This window comes from Streptomyces hebeiensis, from assembly GCF_052983195.1.
In genome coordinates this window covers 4,765,115-4,780,915 of sequence record NZ_CM129812.1, presented here as the reverse complement: position 1 = coordinate 4,780,915, position 15,801 = coordinate 4,765,115, and the positions used below count along the sequence as shown (strand labels likewise).

At 73.5% G+C, this 15,801-nt stretch carries 12 protein-coding genes; 4 read left to right on the top strand and 8 right to left on the bottom strand.

All coding sequences use genetic code 11. The annotated features are described in order from the left end of the window. Positions 1-11 precede the first annotated feature (11 nt). Positions 12-662, top strand: coding sequence for a contact-dependent growth inhibition system immunity protein (locus tag ACU6P3_RS20630; RefSeq protein WP_447193578.1), 651 nt, complete (start codon positions 12-14; stop codon positions 660-662). 110 nt (positions 663-772) lie between these two features. On the opposite strand, the gene ACU6P3_RS20625 is transcribed toward ACU6P3_RS20630, so the two are convergent. Next, positions 773-1,519: a hypothetical protein gene (locus ACU6P3_RS20625; protein WP_447193577.1), complete on the bottom strand. Its 747-nt coding sequence runs from the start codon at positions 1,517-1,519 to the stop codon at positions 773-775. Between the two features lie 178 nt (positions 1,520-1,697). On the opposite strand from ACU6P3_RS20625, the gene ACU6P3_RS20620 reads away from it, so the two are divergent. Continuing rightward, the gene (locus tag ACU6P3_RS20620; RefSeq protein WP_447193576.1) at positions 1,698-3,023 is read left to right on the top strand and encodes a DegT/DnrJ/EryC1/StrS family aminotransferase; all 1,326 of its coding nucleotides are present in this window, start codon (positions 1,698-1,700) and stop codon (positions 3,021-3,023) included. Next, a complete protein-coding gene (locus ACU6P3_RS20615) occupies positions 3,016-5,511 on the top strand; it encodes a lipopolysaccharide biosynthesis protein (protein WP_447193575.1) in 2,496 nt (831 codons plus the stop codon). Before ACU6P3_RS20620 ends, ACU6P3_RS20615 begins: the two co-directional genes overlap by 8 nt. Here ACU6P3_RS20615 and ACU6P3_RS20610 read toward each other — a convergent pair. From ACU6P3_RS20610 to ACU6P3_RS20580, 7 genes are all read right to left on the bottom strand, one after another. Then, the gene (locus tag ACU6P3_RS20610; RefSeq protein WP_447193574.1) at positions 5,486-6,553 is read right to left on the bottom strand and encodes a glycoside hydrolase family 26 protein; all 1,068 of its coding nucleotides are present in this window, start codon (positions 6,551-6,553) and stop codon (positions 5,486-5,488) included. The two genes, ACU6P3_RS20615 and ACU6P3_RS20610, sit on opposite strands and share 26 nt — an antisense overlap. Before the next feature lie 164 nt (positions 6,554-6,717). Then, positions 6,718-7,206 (bottom strand): hypothetical protein, encoded by a 489-nt coding sequence (locus ACU6P3_RS20605; protein WP_447193573.1) that lies wholly within the window; start codon positions 7,204-7,206, stop codon positions 6,718-6,720. Positions 7,207-7,299: 93 nt separating this feature from the next. Further along, on the bottom strand, positions 7,300-9,321 hold the full coding sequence (locus ACU6P3_RS20600; RefSeq protein ID WP_447193572.1) for a hypothetical protein: 2,022 nt from the start codon (positions 9,319-9,321) through the stop codon (positions 7,300-7,302). Between the two features lie 207 nt (positions 9,322-9,528). After that, a complete protein-coding gene (locus ACU6P3_RS20595) occupies positions 9,529-10,497 on the bottom strand; it encodes a polysaccharide deacetylase family protein (RefSeq protein WP_447193571.1) in 969 nt (322 codons plus the stop codon). Then, positions 10,494-12,011: a glycosyltransferase family 2 protein gene (locus ACU6P3_RS20590; protein ID WP_447193570.1), complete on the bottom strand. Its 1,518-nt coding sequence runs from the start codon at positions 12,009-12,011 to the stop codon at positions 10,494-10,496. Before ACU6P3_RS20590 ends, ACU6P3_RS20595 begins: the two co-directional genes overlap by 4 nt. Positions 12,012-12,082: 71 nt before the next feature. After that, positions 12,083-13,177 carry a GNAT family N-acetyltransferase gene (locus ACU6P3_RS20585; protein ID WP_447197986.1) on the bottom strand — a complete coding sequence of 365 codons (1,095 nt, stop codon included), beginning with the start codon at positions 13,175-13,177 and terminating at the stop codon, positions 12,083-12,085. A 613-nt stretch (positions 13,178-13,790) separates the two neighbouring features. After that, on the bottom strand, positions 13,791-14,123 hold the full coding sequence (locus ACU6P3_RS20580; protein ID WP_447193569.1) for a DUF6415 family natural product biosynthesis protein: 333 nt from the start codon (positions 14,121-14,123) through the stop codon (positions 13,791-13,793). Between the two features lie 197 nt (positions 14,124-14,320). Here ACU6P3_RS20580 and ACU6P3_RS20575 point away from each other — a divergent pair, with 197 nt between their 5' ends. Continuing rightward, complete coding sequence (locus ACU6P3_RS20575; RefSeq protein WP_447193568.1) at positions 14,321-15,763, top strand: NsdA family TPR-like regulatory protein; 1,443 nt, start codon at positions 14,321-14,323, stop codon at positions 15,761-15,763. Positions 15,764-15,801 lie beyond the last annotated feature (38 nt).

The following is a 15,801-nucleotide window of genomic DNA, read 5'->3' as shown; positions in this document are numbered from 1 at the left end:
CGGAGCCGTCCATGCCCCTCGGACCACTCGAACACGACCGCGCGTACGGCGAACTGGACCAGGTCGTCGGCGCCCACCTGGGCCGGCTCGCCCAGGACGAGGAGGCCCTGACCGCGTACCTGCGGCACACCTGGCGTACCCGGCCCTGGGCCCTCGCGGTGGCCGGGCGGCAGCTACGGGAGTGCGCCGCGTCCGGCGGCGACCTCGCGGACATCCCCGTACCCGATGTCGGGCTGCCCGACGACGAGATCCGGCCCTGGCTCCTGGCCCTCGCCGAGCGCGTCGAACAGAGCGTCACGACCGGGCAGGCCCCGCCGCCCGCGACACCTCGGACGCACTGGGAGTGGCACGCGCGCTTCCCGGAGCTGGGGCAGTTCCTCGGGTGCTGGTTCTCCCAGGCCATGCCGGCCGAGTTCGCGGACCACGACGCCGCCCTTCGTGACTACCTGGCCGGCACCCACCCCGACCTCGTCGCCGCGCTGGCGGGGGAACTGCACGAACTGCTGGCCCTGCCCCTCGGCGAGACCGACCACGCCGTGGCCGTCACCGAGCTGGGCATGGAGGTGGCCCCGCCGGCCCCGTACACCCCCAGTGGCTGGCCGGCCACCGTCGCCGTACGGCTCATGGAACCGGAGGCCGAGCGCCGTGACAGGGGGCGGTGAGGAGAGCCGCCCATGGGGAACGGCCTACCGAAGCCGAGGTCCCGTACCGAAGCGAAGGGCCGGTACCGAAGCGACGGACCCGTACCCGCGTCAACGGACCCGTACCCTCGTCAGCGGTGCGCGCCACCGCCCCAGCGCTCGGGCACCGCGCTCAGCAGCCGTTCCGACCAGTGCTGGTGCCCCACGGACCGGGCGACGCCCAGCAGGCCGGTGATCAGGCAGGTGACCGACCACCCCAGCACGTAGACCGTCCCGCCGAGGCCCCCAAAGTCCGCTTCCGCCGGTGCGCCCGGTTCCCGGTCGGGAACGAGGGCGCTACCGGTTCCGGACACGGAACCGGCTCCCGGCACGGTGCCGGCGGCGGCTCCGACGCCCGCGTCCGCTCCCGGCGCCACGAGATGGAACAGCATCCAGGCCCCGACCGCGCACAGCGCGAGCGAGACCACCAGCCAGGTCACGTACCGCCGCCGCGCCCGCGCGCGGACGTCCGTCGCGGGGTCCCGGGCGAGGTCGGCCCATGCCTCCAGGCGTTCCCTTACGACACGCCCCTGACGCAGCCAGAAGTCCAGCCCGACGCCCGCCACCGCCAGCAGCACCGCCGCCAGCACCAGCGCCGCCAGCGCGGTCGGCAGGTTCAGGCCGCCGACTTCGAGGCTGCGCACCGCCAGCCCCGCCGCCGCCCAGCCGACGGCGGCGGCCAGTCCGGTCAGCCAGAGCAGCACCAGCCGGCCGGCCGCCAGCCGGCGCCTGGTCAGCTCGGTGAGGACCGCGGCCCGGTCCGCCAGCATCGATTCCCGGTCGGGCCAGGCGTGGGGGTCCTCGGGAGGCGGGGGCGGCAACGGACGGCGGACGATCATCCGGCTGAGAGTAGCGGTGCGGGCCGTCGGCCGCGCGGCGGGGTCGGGACCCTCGGGACCCGTCGACGACGTCGGCGTGCCCCGACGACGGCCTCGCCCCGGTCCTCCGAGGCGTTGTTGACGGCTCGTCCCATATGGGACACATTGAGCCGGGGCAGGGGAAGCAGGGGGAAGCGGTATGGCTCTTGGGGAGGGCTGCCCGGCGGAGGGTTCGGCGTACGCGGCGTTGGAGATGTCCATGCGCCGCCGGCTCGGCAGGGAGTGCCTGTACGTGCCGTCCTGCCGCCTCGGGCTGTACGTGGCGCTGCGGCACTGGTGTCCACCGGGCGGGCGGGTGCTGATGTCCCCGGTCAACGACGACGTGATCTTCTTCGTCGTCCTGGCCGCCGGGCTGCGTCCGGTACAGGCACCCCTGCGTCCGTGGGACGGGACCGTCGACCCGGCCGGCGTGCCGGAGTCCGTGTGGCGCTCGCTGTCGTGCGTGCTCACGACCAATCTGTACGGCAATCCCGATCCCGCGCCCGAGCTGCGCGCCCGCTGCGAGGCGTCGGGCGTCCCGCTGATCGAGGACGCCGCGCACGCCATCGGCAGCCGGGTCGGGGGCCGCCCGGTCGGGACGTTCGGTGCCGCCTCGGTGTTCAGCCTGTCGAAGCACGTGGGCGCGAAGACCGGCGGTTTCCTCGCGGTCGCGGATCCGGGTTCGCGGGCGGAGTTGGAGGCGGAGCGGGACGCGCTGCTCGTCCCGTCGCGGCTCACGGCCGACCTCGCGTACGCCCTGCGGCCGTACGCGGAGGCGGGGGTGCGCGGGCTGCGGCTCGCCCGCGCCGCTCACGCGACGCTGCGGCTGCTGGGGCGGGAGGAGCGGCAGGGGATCCGGATGCCGCTGCGGCCCGGCGAGCTGGCACGGGCCCTGGGAACGGCGCCGGGCCTTGACGGGTTCCACTCCTGGGTGCGGGTCGACATGCACGACTACCGGCTCCGGCCGAGCCGGATGCGCCTGCGACGAACGGCGCGGCTCCTGGCCGGACTCGACGAACGGCTCGCAGTCCACCGGAGCGGGACGCGGCGGCTGCTCGCCAGTCCGTGGGCCGCTGCGGGGGCCGCTGCGGGGGCGGGCCCAGGGGAGGGGGAGGGACAGCCCCTCTTCCGCGTTCCCCTCCTGGTCGAGGACCGTGACGCGGCCGTCGCCGCCCTCGCCCGGCACCGGATCACCACCGGCTATCTCTACGATCCGCCGCTCGACGCCTACGCGGGCGAGGCGTTCACCGATCCGTCGCCCGCCCCCGAGGGCGCCGCCTGGTTCGCGCGCCACGCGCTGCCGGTCGACCCTCACCAGGCGGATCAGGTGATCGGCATCCTCCGCGCCGCCGGCATCCGGCCGACGACCCCACCGGAGACGAGCGACAGCACGAGCGGCACGAGAGGTGCTTCGAGCAACACCCGTGGCACCCGCGACACCGGCGGCACCGGCGGCACCGGCGGCACCGGCGGCACCGGTGGCTGACATCACCCGGTTACACGGCCCCGGTCACCCCGCGGCGGCACCCGGCGCCGACACCGGCACGGGCGCCGCCGTGCCCGCGCCCCGACGAGGGCTGGAGACCGTGCGGAAACGGTCCGGCGGCGGGGACCCCATGTTCCGCAACGCCTACGCCCTGATGGTCTCCACCGGCGTCTCCGCCGCCCTCGGCCTGGGATTCTGGCTGGTCGCCGCCCGCTACTACACCGAGGAGGCGGTCGGCCAGGGCTCGGCCGCCATCGCGGCCATGCGGCTCCTCGCCTCCCTCACCGCCACCACCATGATCGGCGCGGTGGTCCGCTACGTGCCCAGGGCCGGCCGCGCCACCGGTCCGCTGGTGTGGCGCGCGTACGCGGTCAGTTCGCTGGTGGTGTGCCTCGCGTGTGCCGTCTTCCTGTTCACCCTGGACCTGTGGGGGCCGTCCTACGCGCCGCTCGGCGGGGTCACGGCCGGTGTCCTCTTCACCGCCTCCTGCGTGGCCTGGGCGCTGCTCACGCTCCAGGACGGGGTCCTGACCGGCCTGCGGAAAGCCTTCTGGGTACCGGTCGGCAACGCCGTGTTCTCCCTCGGAAAGCTGCTGCTGCTCGTCGTGTTCGCCACGGCGCTGCCCGTCCTCGGCGTGTTCGTCTCCTGGGCCGCGGCCATCGCCCTGTCCGTGCTGCCGCTCGGCTGGCTCGTCTTCCGCCGGCTCATCCCCCGGCAGGCCGCCGCCGACCACGACCGTGAGCCGCCCCGGCTGCGCGAGATCGGGCGGTTCCTCGCCGGGGACTCGGTCGGCGCGCTGTTCAGCCTGGCGATGATCAACCTGCTGCCAGTACTGGTCGCCGTCCGCTTCGACGCCGCGCACAACGCCTTCTTCTACACGGCGTACACCGTCGGCGGCACGATGGAGTTCATGGCCATCAACATGGCCTCCTCCCTGACCGCGCACGCCTCGCACAGCCCGGGCAAGCTCGCCGAGGGGGTGCGCGGGGCGCTGCGCCGGATGGCGGTCCTGCTGGTGCCGGTGGTCCTGGTGCTGGTGATCTTCGCGCCGCAGGTGCTCGCGCCGTTCGGCGCCGACTACGCACGCCACGGCACGACGGTGCTGCGCCTGCTGGCCGCCGCCGCCCTGCCCCGGGTCGTGGTCGAGCTGTACATCGGGGTGCTGCGCGTCCAGGGCCGTACGGGCATGCTCGCCGCGCTCCAGGGCGCCATGTGCGTGCTCGTGCTCGGCGGCGCGCTGGTCCTGCTCGGTCCGGCCGGGATTTCCGGCGCCGGGCTGGCGATGCTGCTGTCCATGACTCTGATCGCGCTGGTGGCGGCGCCGGGGCTGCGCTCGGCCCTGCGCGACGGCGGGCCCGCCCGCCACGTACGGCGACCGCCGGCGCCCCGGGCGGCGCGAACGGCGTGGACGGACGAGGAGTACGGCACCGAGTGGGCGCGGAAGGCCGCGCACAGGGGCCGTACGGGAGCCGCCCGCGGACGGGCCGAGGACGGAGTCGGGAACGGAGCGGGGTACGAAGCGGGGTACGGGTACGGAGCCAGGGACGAAGCCGCGCGCGGCACCGCGGACGGCACGGGCCACGACCAGGAGTACGGCACCGCCTGGGCCGCGCGCGCCGCCTCCTTGGACGGCGCCCGCGACACCCCGACGCTGTCCTTCGGCCTGCCCGCGCCCCTGCCCGCACCGGCGGCCCGGCCCGCACACGAGGGGCCGCCGGACGAGAGCCGGGCGATCAGCGTGGTGTGGCTGCTGCTCGGGCTGGCCACCGGGCTGTTCTGGACCCCGCTGGTCCGGGCCGTGGACATCGGCCGCGATCAGCTGACGGGCACCGAGCTGCTGGCGTTCCTGCCACCGCTCACGCTGGTGGCGGGCATCCTGCTGATCGTCCTGCAGTGCGCGGTCGTCTCGCTCGTCCGGCCAGGACCCGTGCTGCTGACCATTGTCCCGCTGATCACTTTCGCGGCGCTGCACACCGCGCCGCCGCTGCTCGGTGTCCCGCCCGACCGCGCGTCGGGCCCCTGGCACGGCGCGGCCATGGATCTCCTCGGCCGGCTGCCGGGCGCGGCCGGGCACGGGGGCCTGACGGCGCACCACGGCCTGACGGCGCAGGACCACCTGGTGCGCCTGCTGCCGGTGGTGCTGCAACTGCTCTGCCTGGTGTCGGCCGCCGTCGCGCTGCGAGTTTCGCGTACGGACGGCCGGGTCGCGTCGAGCGCGCTGTGGGTGCTCGTCGTGGCCGGCTGGGCGGCACAGCACGAGTTCGCGGCGGCAGCCCTGCCGTTGGGGCTGGGGGTGGCGGCCGGGCTGCTGCTGGTGGCCGGGGCGGGGACGGTCGTACGGCATCACCGCGCCCGGCGCCGACACCGGCACCGGCACCGCGACCGTGGTTCCGCCCCGCTGACAGCCTCGTCCGCCGCCCCGCCACCCAGCCGCCTCGCCGCCCCGCCGGCCGACGACGGGGTCAGCGGGTCGGAACGGGCTGGTTGAAGTACGGGGCCCGGCCCGCCTCCCGGTAACCCTCCAGCGCCGGCCCCTCGTTGACGGTCAGGTCGCAGTGCTCACCCGGCACGGGACGGTTCCAGTGCACGTACGCCCGCACCCTCGGCAGCGTCGGCGCGACCTCCGGGATCCGCCGGTACCAGTCGCGCTGCCGGTCCGGCCGTTCCGGGTCCGGCGCCGTGCTGAACTCCGCGAGCATGACGGGCTTCTCGTCGGTGATGTTCGCGCGCAGCCACTCGTACGAGGGGCGCTGACTGCGGTCGAAGTCCAGCCACCGGGCGGAGTCGTGGCAGAGGTAGTAGTTGTACTGGTCCATGCCGATCCAGTCCACGTACGCGTCACCCGGGTACAGCGCCTTCATCAGCCCGGCGTTGCCCAGGTAGCCGGAGACCGTCCAGACCCACACCACGTTGTCCACGCCGAGTCGCTCGAAGCGGTCGCGGACATGGCGGTACGCGGCGACGAACTCCTCCGGCGTCCCCGCGTCCGGGGTACGGAAGTCGGTCTCCTGGTCGAAGGAGAGGAACACGCGCTTGCCGTACGCCTTGAGGCGTCGAGCCTGCGGATCGATGATCTCCTCGTCGAACTTTCCGGCGGCCACGTTCGCCCAGCCGAGCTGTGTCTCCGTCCAGTTCTCGTGGTGCGGCTCGGTCCATACGGTGGACTCCCAGGCCAGCATCAGCAGCCGGTCCCGGCCGAGTTCCTGTTCGTCGGGGGTGAGCAGGACGCCGTCGCGCGGGGTGTTGGACATGTCGTGGTAGTTGTAGACGAGGTCGAGCTCGCGCCCGATCCTGGCCTCGAAGTCGTGCACCGCGTCCTTGAGGGAACCGCTCCGGGCGTACGGGACATACGCTCCCCACCAGGCCCCGCAGCGGGGCTCCAGCGACGCGCTGGGGGCGCACTCGCCGTCCGGGTACGAGCCGGACGCGGCGTTCCCGGGCAGCCCGGTGCCCGCGGCGCCGGGCTCCTTGTTCTCCGCCCCCTCCTCCCGGATCAGCCAGACGCCGATCCCGGCGAGCAGCGCGCCCACGGCGGCCAGGACAAGGGCCAGGTACGTGCCGCGGCGGGCCCGCGGAACGCGCCGCGCCCGGAGACCCGACAGACGCCGCGCCGCCCGCTCCCGCCACGCAGGCTGCTCCCCCCGGGCCGACGACTGCCCCCGGGCCGGCCACTCCCCCCTGTCCCCCCGCCGCGTCATCGGTCGCTCACGGCGCTGTTCCGGCTTCCGGACCGTCCGTCGCGGGGGCGCTCGCGTTCGACGGCGCCGCGCGTGGCGGCGGGCAGGGGAAGCCCCGGCAGCAGCGCCGCGACCGTACAGAACGCCGCGAGCGACCCCAGAAAGAGCGGCACCGAGAACCCCGCCACCAGATGGAGGGCCGTCGCGTCGAGCGTCGCGAGGGACAGGCTCAGCGGCGCGGCCAGTGCCACAGCCTCCATCCGCGCGGCGGGCCGCAGCCGGTCGGCCGGCGGTTGCGGCAGCAGCAGCGCGCAGCCGGGGCCGACGGCGACGAAGACCAGGACGGGGATCCAGCGCGCGGGCGAGCCGCCGGGCAGCGCGGTCGCCGCGAGGCCCGCCCACCCGGAGAGCGCGAGTACGGCTCTGAGCCAGGGACGGCTCGGCCGGAGCAGGCGGGACGAGCGGGGCGAGCGCCGGGGGCGGGCGCCGGTTTCGGTGGCGGGCATGGTGGCGTCAGACCTCCGCGTGCGTCTCGTGCGTGTGGTGGTGCGGTCGGCGCGTCCGGCAAGGCGTCTCGCGGTGCCGGCACGTCGCGTACGTCATCGCGCGGGCGTGCCCGTGTCCGGGCCTGCGCCCGTGACCGCGTTCCTGTCCGCGGGCGTGCCCGTGTCCGTGACCCGCGCGCTCTCCACGTGCTGGAGCACGAGCCCGTACCGGCTCTCCTCCACCGTCCGGAAGTACGGCGAGCGCTTCAACGCGGTGGTCAGCCGCGCGAAGCCGCCCACCGGCAGGAACCCCTCCCCGGTCGTGGCCTCTTCCTGGGTCGGCGTGAGGATCACGTAGGCCGGCCGGCCCGCCGCGATGCCCGCGTTCAGATAGCCGGCGGGGTCCTTGAGCATCCTCAGGTTCTCCGGCACCTCCTGCTCGGTGAAGAACCAGCGCTCGTAGTGGTCGTAGCGGTAGTAGGCGGCCGGGAAGGAACCGGTGGCCGCCAGGATCAGCGCGCCGTCGGGCGCCCGGTCGTACGCCCTCCTGACCAGCTCGATCTCTCCGCGCGGCGCGTACTGCATGCTCTCCTTGCCGTAGTACGACGGCAGGAAGCCGGCCAGCAGCGCGACCAGGGCGAGCGGCAGCGCCACCCGGGCGGTCGCCCTGGCCACGCGCCGAGCCGTGGCCGTCCCGGCGGCGGCCGGGACCAGGGCCGCCGCGGCGAAGAACGCCGTTCCGGGGAGCCCGAAGAGATAGACCCGGAACAGCATCTCGCCGCCGTAGTCGTTCACCGCGAACAGCGGTACGGGCGCGGCGGCCGCCAGCAGCAGCGGCAGCGCGCCCCGCGCGAGCCCGCGGCGCAGCAGGACGGCCGTGACCGCGAGTCCGCCGAGCACGAGCACCATCGCGATGTTGGCGGTACCGACCAGTTCGGGCCCCGGCCCGGTCGGCTGACCGGCGTATCCGGCGCGGGAGTTGCGCATCAGGTCGCCCACCGAGTCGCGCAGTGTGGCCAGCGTGTCCAGGAAGAGGACGCGCCCCATCGTCAGATCCCAGACGATCATGATGACGCCGGTGACGACGAGCAGTCCGATGTTGCGGTGGCGACGGGTGAGGCAGAGCGCCAGCAGCGTCATGCAGAGCATGACGGGGGTGAGCTGGTGCGAGGCGTTGACGGCCGCGATGAGCGGGGCGGTGATCGCGAGGGCGACGGCCCGCTGGCGCCGGGTCGTGGGCGGCGGTACGGCGGCCGACGCCGGGTCGAGACGGGTGCGGTCGCGCAGCCTTCCGGCGGAGCCGGGCCGCACGAAGTGGCGGAGCACGACGGCGAGGACGGCCAGGAAGAGCAGATAGGAGAAGCCCTGCGGGGCGAGGTAGTCCTGCCCCACCCAGTTCGCCAGCTGGAAGATCCAGACGGCGGTCCACACCAGCCGCCAGTCGTCGGTGAAGGTGCGGTAGATCAGCACCAGCACCGGCAGCGTCAGGACGCCGAGGACGATGGGGGCCCAGTTGATGTACGGGGCGGCGCCCTCGATACCGAAGGCCCTGATCAGCGCCGCGTTGAGCGAGAAGAACCCGGGCCACTGGTCGTAGGCGGACATGCCGCCGGACAGGCGCAGCCGGGGTTCGACGGTGCCCTCGGCCAGCAGCCGGGCGATGACCTCCTCGTGCTTGGACGCCCACGCGTAGCGGACGGAGTCGTAGAGGAGCGCGGGGGGCGCCTTGAGCGCGACCAGCATGGTGACGCAGTACGTCAGCGGCCACCAGGGAGCCGTCCCGGCCCGGCGCAGGCTGACGAGGAAGCCGGCCGAGAGCACGGCCGACGAGGCGTAGAAGGCGATCGGGAAGCGGTCGAGGAGGCCGAAGGCCCCCATGTGACGGAACCCGATCCTGGGTAAGGACCACGTCCACAGGGCCGCTGCCACGGCGAGCGGCAGCCAGGAGAAGAGCAGTTGGGGCCGTAGGAGGGCGACGACGAGATCCCCGGGGCCGAGTCCGTGGCCGTGCCCGGGCCGGTGATGCGGCGCTCCCGACCCGGCGGCCGTCTCGCGCGCCGGATCGATGTCGGGCGGGCGCGCGGTGGACGGCTCACCGCTCCTCGTCGTGCCCGGCGAGGGCACACGTTGCTGCACGGCACGACTCCCCCCACCGATGTGGTCGCGGCCGTCACGCCGCTGTCCCCCTGAAGCGCGGTATAGGAAAGTATAGGAACTCTCTTCGCGTTTGTGGTGCTCTCGTACATCTTTGGTGCGCAGGGGAGTTGGCCGTACGGGGTGGTGGCCGGAATCGGGCCCTGTGAAGAGGCGACCGGTATCGGACCCTGTCCGGTGGTGCCGTCGCTATCCCGCGAACTCCGGGCCGCGCACGCGGGCGCGCGCGCTCCGGTAGAGCCGCCAGCCCAGCGTGGCCGGCGAGTCCGGGAAGGGCGCGACCCGGGCCCGCTCGCCCCGGGCGGGGGCGCCCGCCATCCACGCCTCGACGTCGGCCACGGTGTGGCGCCGGCGCACGATGAGCCGGGCGATGCGGTACGGCTCGTCCTGTACCGAGCTGAGCGCGTGGCGTACGGCGACGGCGGAGGAGTAACCGGCGGACGCGGCGGCCCGGCGCACGGCGCGGCTGTTGTAGCCGTGCGGATAGGCCAGATGTGCCACTTCGTGCCCCAGGGTGTCCTCCAGCGCCTGTTTGGACGCGCGGAGTTCACCAAGGAGAGCGGCCGGGCGGAGGGTGTCCAACGGGGGGTGCGTGACCGTGTGGGCGCCCACCTCCACGCCGTACGACTCCAGGGCGGGTGCCTGGGCGAGCCGCATCATCGGGGCGGGCGGCAGCAGGCTGGTGCGGCCGGGCGTGATGGCGCCGGTGGTCAGATAGGCGGTGGCGGGCAGCGCGCGGGCGGCGAGCGCCTCGGCGGTCGGACCCGGGAGGTCGGCGAAGCCGTCGTCGAAGGTGAGGACGACGGGCCGGGGCGGCAGGGGCGCGGCCGGCGGTGCCGGTGCGGGTGGCGGCGTCGGCGTCGGCGTCGGCGGATACGCAGACAGAGACGGAGACGTCTCCGGTGCCGAAGGGAACGTCGTCGGCCGGTGTGTGCGGTGTCCCGGCACGGCGGCCGGGAGGTGGCAGGCGAGCGTGCTGACGGTGATCGGGGTGCGGCCACCGGCCACGATCGCGTCCAGGTGAGCGGCGAAGTCCCTCGGCGTGACCGTGAATTCGGCGATCCAGGAAGGCGGGTCGTCCATCACCGCGTGGTAGAGGAGGACCGGTATCGCGCCGGGAGCGCGGAGGGCGCGTGCGGAGGCATCAGGGGCTCTCATGTCCGTCTCCCGCTCTCGCGCGCCCATGCCCGCACGCGCGCGTGCGCGTAACCGAACGGGCCGTACAGCATGCCCCGGCGCTCGAGCCGGGAGAGGGAGCGCGGCCACGGGTAGCTCTGAGCGCCGTGCGCGCCCGGCGCACCGGCCACCCACGTGCCGTCGGCCCCCGTGCCCTCGCCCCCTGTACCGTCTGGCCCCTTGCCATCGCTGTTCCCGCTGTCGGCGTCGGCGCCACTGGGACCGGTGCGGCTCGCGTGCGCCCGCGGCGCCGTGATCGCGCGGGCGTGCGCGAGTCCGCGTGGGAGTCTCGCCAGCAGGGCGGGCAGCAGCGCGGGCCGCCGGACCAGGACAGCGGTGAGGTAGGCGGTCAGCCCGGCGCCGTAGCCGTACGCCTGGTTGCGCAGGTCACGTGCGGTCTCGCGGTGGTGGTGCCAGATCAGCGCCTCCGGCGTGTAGCGCAGCCGGTGGCCGGCGGACAGGATCCGTACGAAGGCGTAGAGGTCGTCGCCGCCCTTGGCCGGGGTGCCCGTGCCGGTCGCCGGGTCGAACCCGCCGACGGCCCGCAGGGCATCGGCCCGGAAGGCCATGTTGGCGCCGGATCCGAAGCTGCCCGCCGTGAACGGGAAGAGCGGTTCGCCGGCGGGCGGCCCGGCCGGGTCGTAGAGCCTGGGCCTGAATCCCTTGGCGAAGCCGCCGTGGCTCTCCAGCAGGATCTGCGCCGGCGTGCGCAACCGGGCGGGCAGGATCAGGCCGGTGACACACCCGAGACCGGGGTCCGTTGCGAACGGCGTGGTGAGGGCCGTCAGCCAGTGCGGGTCGGCGACGACGTCGTCGTCGGTGAAGGCCACGACCGTGCCGTCGGCGGAGGCGAGCCCGCGGTTGTGGGCGACGGCCAGCCCGGGACGGAGTTCCTGGACGAGGTCGACCCGGCCGGCGTAGCGGGACTCGACGAGCTCGCGGACGGCGGTGGTGCGCGGCACGTTCTCGACGACGAGGACCCGGTAGTCCGGGTGGTCCTGGGCGAGGAGCGAGTCGAGGGCCCCGGCGAGCCGCCCGGCGCCGTCACGGGTGGCGACGACGACGGTGGTACGGGGCGGAGTCGGGGCCGCCGCTTCCGTGCCGCCCCTGCTTCCTCCACCGCCCCTGCTTTCTCCACCGCCTTGGCCGCCTCCCCCGCCCCGGTGGCCTCCTCCGCCCCGGTCGTCTCTGCCGTCCCGGTGGCCGCTACCGTCCTGGTCGTCCTGGTCGTTCCACTGCGCCCGGAAAGCCGCGACGAGGACGCGCGCCGGATCTCCCCCGGCCGGCACCCGTGCGCGTACGGTGGCGACCGGCCGGCCCCGGAAGCGCACCAGCGCGTAGACGTCCCCGGCCTCCAGGGGCGGGCCGCCTGGTGCGGGCCGGAGCGCGAGCACCGACCCACCGGGGCCGTCGAGATCGAGATCGGCCACGGCGACCGGCGGCAACTCGGGCAGGCGCGCGGTCCCGGCGCTCGCCGCCCTCTGTGTGTACGTCATGGCTGTCCGCTCCCGTTTCCCCGGCCTCGCGCCCTTCGCGCCCTTCCGCTCCTCGCGCCCCTCACGCGCCCTCACCTGTCGCGCAGCCGGCCCACCTGTTTGAGCGCCCGCTGGGCGTACCCGGCCAGCTTGGGCCGGTCCCGTACGAAGCCGTGCGCCCGGCGTGCGGGCTCACGGGCCAGCCAGGAGAGCGCCGCGCGCGCCCCCGGCCGTACCGACGAGCCCTCGTACACCCGCAGCGAGCCCGTCTTGAGCGCGTCCTTGTACTCGGCGGAGCCGCGCCCCAGGTCGAGCATCGTGATGCCCTCCCGCGCCGCCGCCTCGGCCATCCGCAGATGCAGGATCAGCCCCGGCGAGAACTTCGCGAACTCGGGGTCGTACGCCGGGAACCAGCACGAGAGGACCGTGCGCGAGCGCAGCCCGAAGTGCGCGGCGACGGGCCGCCCCGCCACGTAGAGCACGGAGAGCAGTCCGGAGCAGCCCGGCGCGCGGGTGTGGGCGAGCTGCCGCACCAGGTCGCTGATCCACTCCTTGGCGAACCGGTCGCGGCGGCCCGTCCTGCGGTACTGCGCCGACTTCCACGCCATGAGCGTGCGCAGCGCGGCCGGGTCCCGTTCGTCGAGGACGAACCTGACCTCGCCCTCGCGGCGGCCGAGCTTGCGTTCCTTCGCGGTCGTCGTGCGGTAGAACTTCGGCGAGCGTTCCCGCAGGCCCGTTTCGTACGCCTCGTACCCCTCCCCGAGCTCGATGACCGGCGACTCGAACTCTTCGGCGGCGTCGGGGACGAACAGTTCCTGCCCGGCCTCGAGGTTGTCGAAGTCCCAGGCCGCGAGGGAACAGGCCCGCAACAGCGCGGCCGTCGGCAGTTCCAGCCCGGGGCGGAGCACCGCGCCCTGAGTGTCGGACACGCCGAAGCCGATCGCCCGGCCGTGGCCCAACGGGCCCTTCTCGTACGGGAAGAAGCCGGCCGGTCCGCTGCCGTGCGCGCCGTCGGCGCCATCATCCGCGCGGAGGACGGCGACGCGGGCGGACGGCCGGACCCGGCCCACGGCGCGCGTGAACTCCGGTTCCATGAACGGGTTGGCCGGCGCGCCGGACCGGGCCCGTAAAGCGCGCCAAACCTCGGCGTCCGCCTCGGACAGCTCTCCTGGCGCGATCACCCGGATGTTGTGCGCGGCACCGCGTTCGCCGTGCCGGACACCGTCCCGGACACCGTTCTGTGCGCCGTTCCGTACAGCGCTCTGTGCGTCGTCCTGCGCGCCGTCGGACCGGGCACGCGGCGGAACGTTCAATTCTCGACCCCCCGGTCACATCCCCCCATGAGCCTCATGGATCCGCGAACCCCCGTACCGCGTCCCCATGTGCTCACGCCCGACAGGACGATACCGGCCCGAATCACGCCGGGACAGTGCCAGTTGCCCATCCGGTGACGAATTCAACGGATGGGGCGGTACGGACCTCACCGCGGCCCCGCCAAAGGGGCCGGAACCACCACTGTCCGAAGCCACCGGCCGCTTCTAGGATCGGACCGTCCCCGAGTGGGAACTCCCCCACCCGCTCGGCTTCAGGCACCACAAAGGCGCGCACCACAGAGGTACGCACCACCACCGAGGTGCGCACCACCGCTCCGCGCACAACCCGCTCCGCCACCGTGCGCCGTCAGTGCTCGGCGCGTCCGGCCGGCGCGGATCTACAGCCGCAGCCCCACGACCAGGGCGAGTGTGAGCCCCAGCGCGCAGACCGCGACGACGAACCACGCCTGTTGCCTGCCTTCTGGCGTCATGGCCGGCGGCGCCCTTCCCGTTCGTGGAGAAAAACCATGAACGTGCGGCACATCCGGGCCAGCGCGCGCATGTGGACCCAGTGCGCCATCGCCCCCTCGCCGGGCCCGCCGCCGGACAGGTCGTACCAGTCCTTCAGCGCGCCCGACGCCCGCACGCTGTGCTCCGCCGCCGGGATGCGCTGGACGACCGAGACCAGCCGAGCGCCATGGGTGACCAGCCGCGCGGTGAGATCGGCGATCTCCTGCGGCGGCGGCATCATCCGGTGCGGGGCCAGCGCGCGATCGGCGTCCAGAGCGATGACATCGAAGGCGATTTCGTCATATGCCAATGCCTTCGTACGCGCGCTTTTCCCTGTGCCTGCGGCTCTATGGTCTGTCACTGTGGTCACCTTGGCCCCCGATCTTCGTGTCCGGCCTGACCGGCCGTTCGTCGTCTACGAAGAGAAAACCGCGTCATTACCCACCGTGGGTACCGTGGGGGCAGGTCTGAGAATGAAAGCCATGAACGCTTGGGGGAGTTAAAAACATGGCGAGTAACTCACGTCACTCACGCACGCCCAATACCGGGTTGGCGAACCTGCTCGATCAGGCGAAATGGTCACGATCCCAGTTCGCACAGATCGTCAATCGCATCGGCGCGGAAGCGGGCCTCGAACTCCGCTACGACCAGTCCGCGGTCTCTCACTGGGTGGCGGGGACCATGCCGAAGGAGCAGGTCAGACCACTGATCGTCGAGGCGTTCTCGCGCAAGCTGGGGCGTCCGGTGACCCATGCGGAAGCCGGCCTGCCGGTTGTGTCCTCCACATACACATCCATTCTCACTTCTCTCACTTCGGGCGCCGACGGCACTCCTGGAACTCCTGGCGCTCTTGGCCCGTCCGCCCCGCCCGGCTCTTCTGGTGTCAACACCTTGGAAGAGTTGGTCGACATGGGAAGGGCCGATATGGACCCGTCGCGCCGCAATGTGATCGCCGCAGGGCTGTTCTCCGCCGCCATCGTGGTGCCGCTGTTCCCGGATCTGGCGCAGGCCGCCGACCGGAACGCGCCACCGGCGGGGAAGCCGACGGTCCGGATCGGGGCCCCGCAAGTACAGGCCGTACGCACGATGACGGACCGAATAGCGGACATCCTCGATGAACTCGGCGGCGGACACGCGCGGCCCATGGCCGCCGCGTTCCTCGTGAACACGGTGATGCCGTGGCTGAAGGCGGAGGCGCCCGAGGCCGTACGCAAGGACATGCTGTCGGCGGCCTCCGACCTGGTCTACCTGACGGGGTGGATGGCGATGTACGAGCGCGCGCACGGCCTCGGCCAGCAGTACTACCTGCGGGCGCTGGAGCTGGCGGGCGCGGCGGAGGACCATGTCACGTACTGCCGTACGCTGCGCGGCATGTCGCTCCAGGCGTCCAACCTCGGCTACGGCAAACGCGCCCTGGAACTGGCCGACTCGGCCGCCGAGGCGTCGCCGAAGGCGGGACCGCGGCTGCGGGCGTTCCTGTCCGGGCAGCAGGCGCACTCGGCGGCGATGGTCGGCGACAAGCGCCAGGCGTTCGCCCGGTTGCGCGAGACGGAGACCGCGCTGACGAAGGCGGACAACCGGCGCGAGTCGGTGGGCGGTTACGACCACACCGCGTACCTGTTCCACATGTCGCACGTCCTGTACGAGTTCAAGGACCTGCCGGGGTCGATAACGGCGCTCCAGCAGTCGCTGAAGACGCAGGCGAAGAACGAGCGGCAGGGCAGGGTGCACTTCCTCGCCGTGCTGGCCCAGCGCCAGCTCGAACTCGGGCACCTGGAAGCGGCGTGCGTCAGCTGGTGGCAGTTCCTGGACGACTACGAGCACGTGTCGTCGGCGCGGGGGGACGAGCACTTCGAGACGATGCGGCGGCGGTTGAAGCCGTACGTGAAGACCTGGGCGGTGCGCAAGCTGCGGCCGAAGATCGACGAGGTTGCGGCGCTGAAGGGCTGAGGGCGGCCGGCCGGGAGCCGTGGGACCCGCGGGTCGGC

Coding starts and splice junctions, on each gene's coding strand:
- ACU6P3_RS20630 (WP_447193578.1), top strand. CDS start 12: ATGCCCCTCGGACCACTCGAACACGACCGCGCGTACGGCGAACTGGAC.
- ACU6P3_RS20625 (WP_447193577.1), bottom strand. CDS start 1,519: ATGATCGTCCGCCGTCCGTTGCCGCCCCCGCCTCCCGAGGACCCCCAC.
- ACU6P3_RS20620 (WP_447193576.1), top strand. CDS start 1,698: ATGGCTCTTGGGGAGGGCTGCCCGGCGGAGGGTTCGGCGTACGCGGCG.
- ACU6P3_RS20605 (WP_447193573.1), bottom strand. CDS start 7,206: ATGCCCGCCACCGAAACCGGCGCCCGCCCCCGGCGCTCGCCCCGCTCG.
- ACU6P3_RS20595 (WP_447193571.1), bottom strand. CDS start 10,497: ATGAGAGCCCCTGATGCCTCCGCACGCGCCCTCCGCGCTCCCGGCGCG.
- ACU6P3_RS20590 (WP_447193570.1), bottom strand. CDS start 12,011: ATGACGTACACACAGAGGGCGGCGAGCGCCGGGACCGCGCGCCTGCCC.
- ACU6P3_RS20575 (WP_447193568.1), top strand. CDS start 14,321: ATGGCGAGTAACTCACGTCACTCACGCACGCCCAATACCGGGTTGGCG.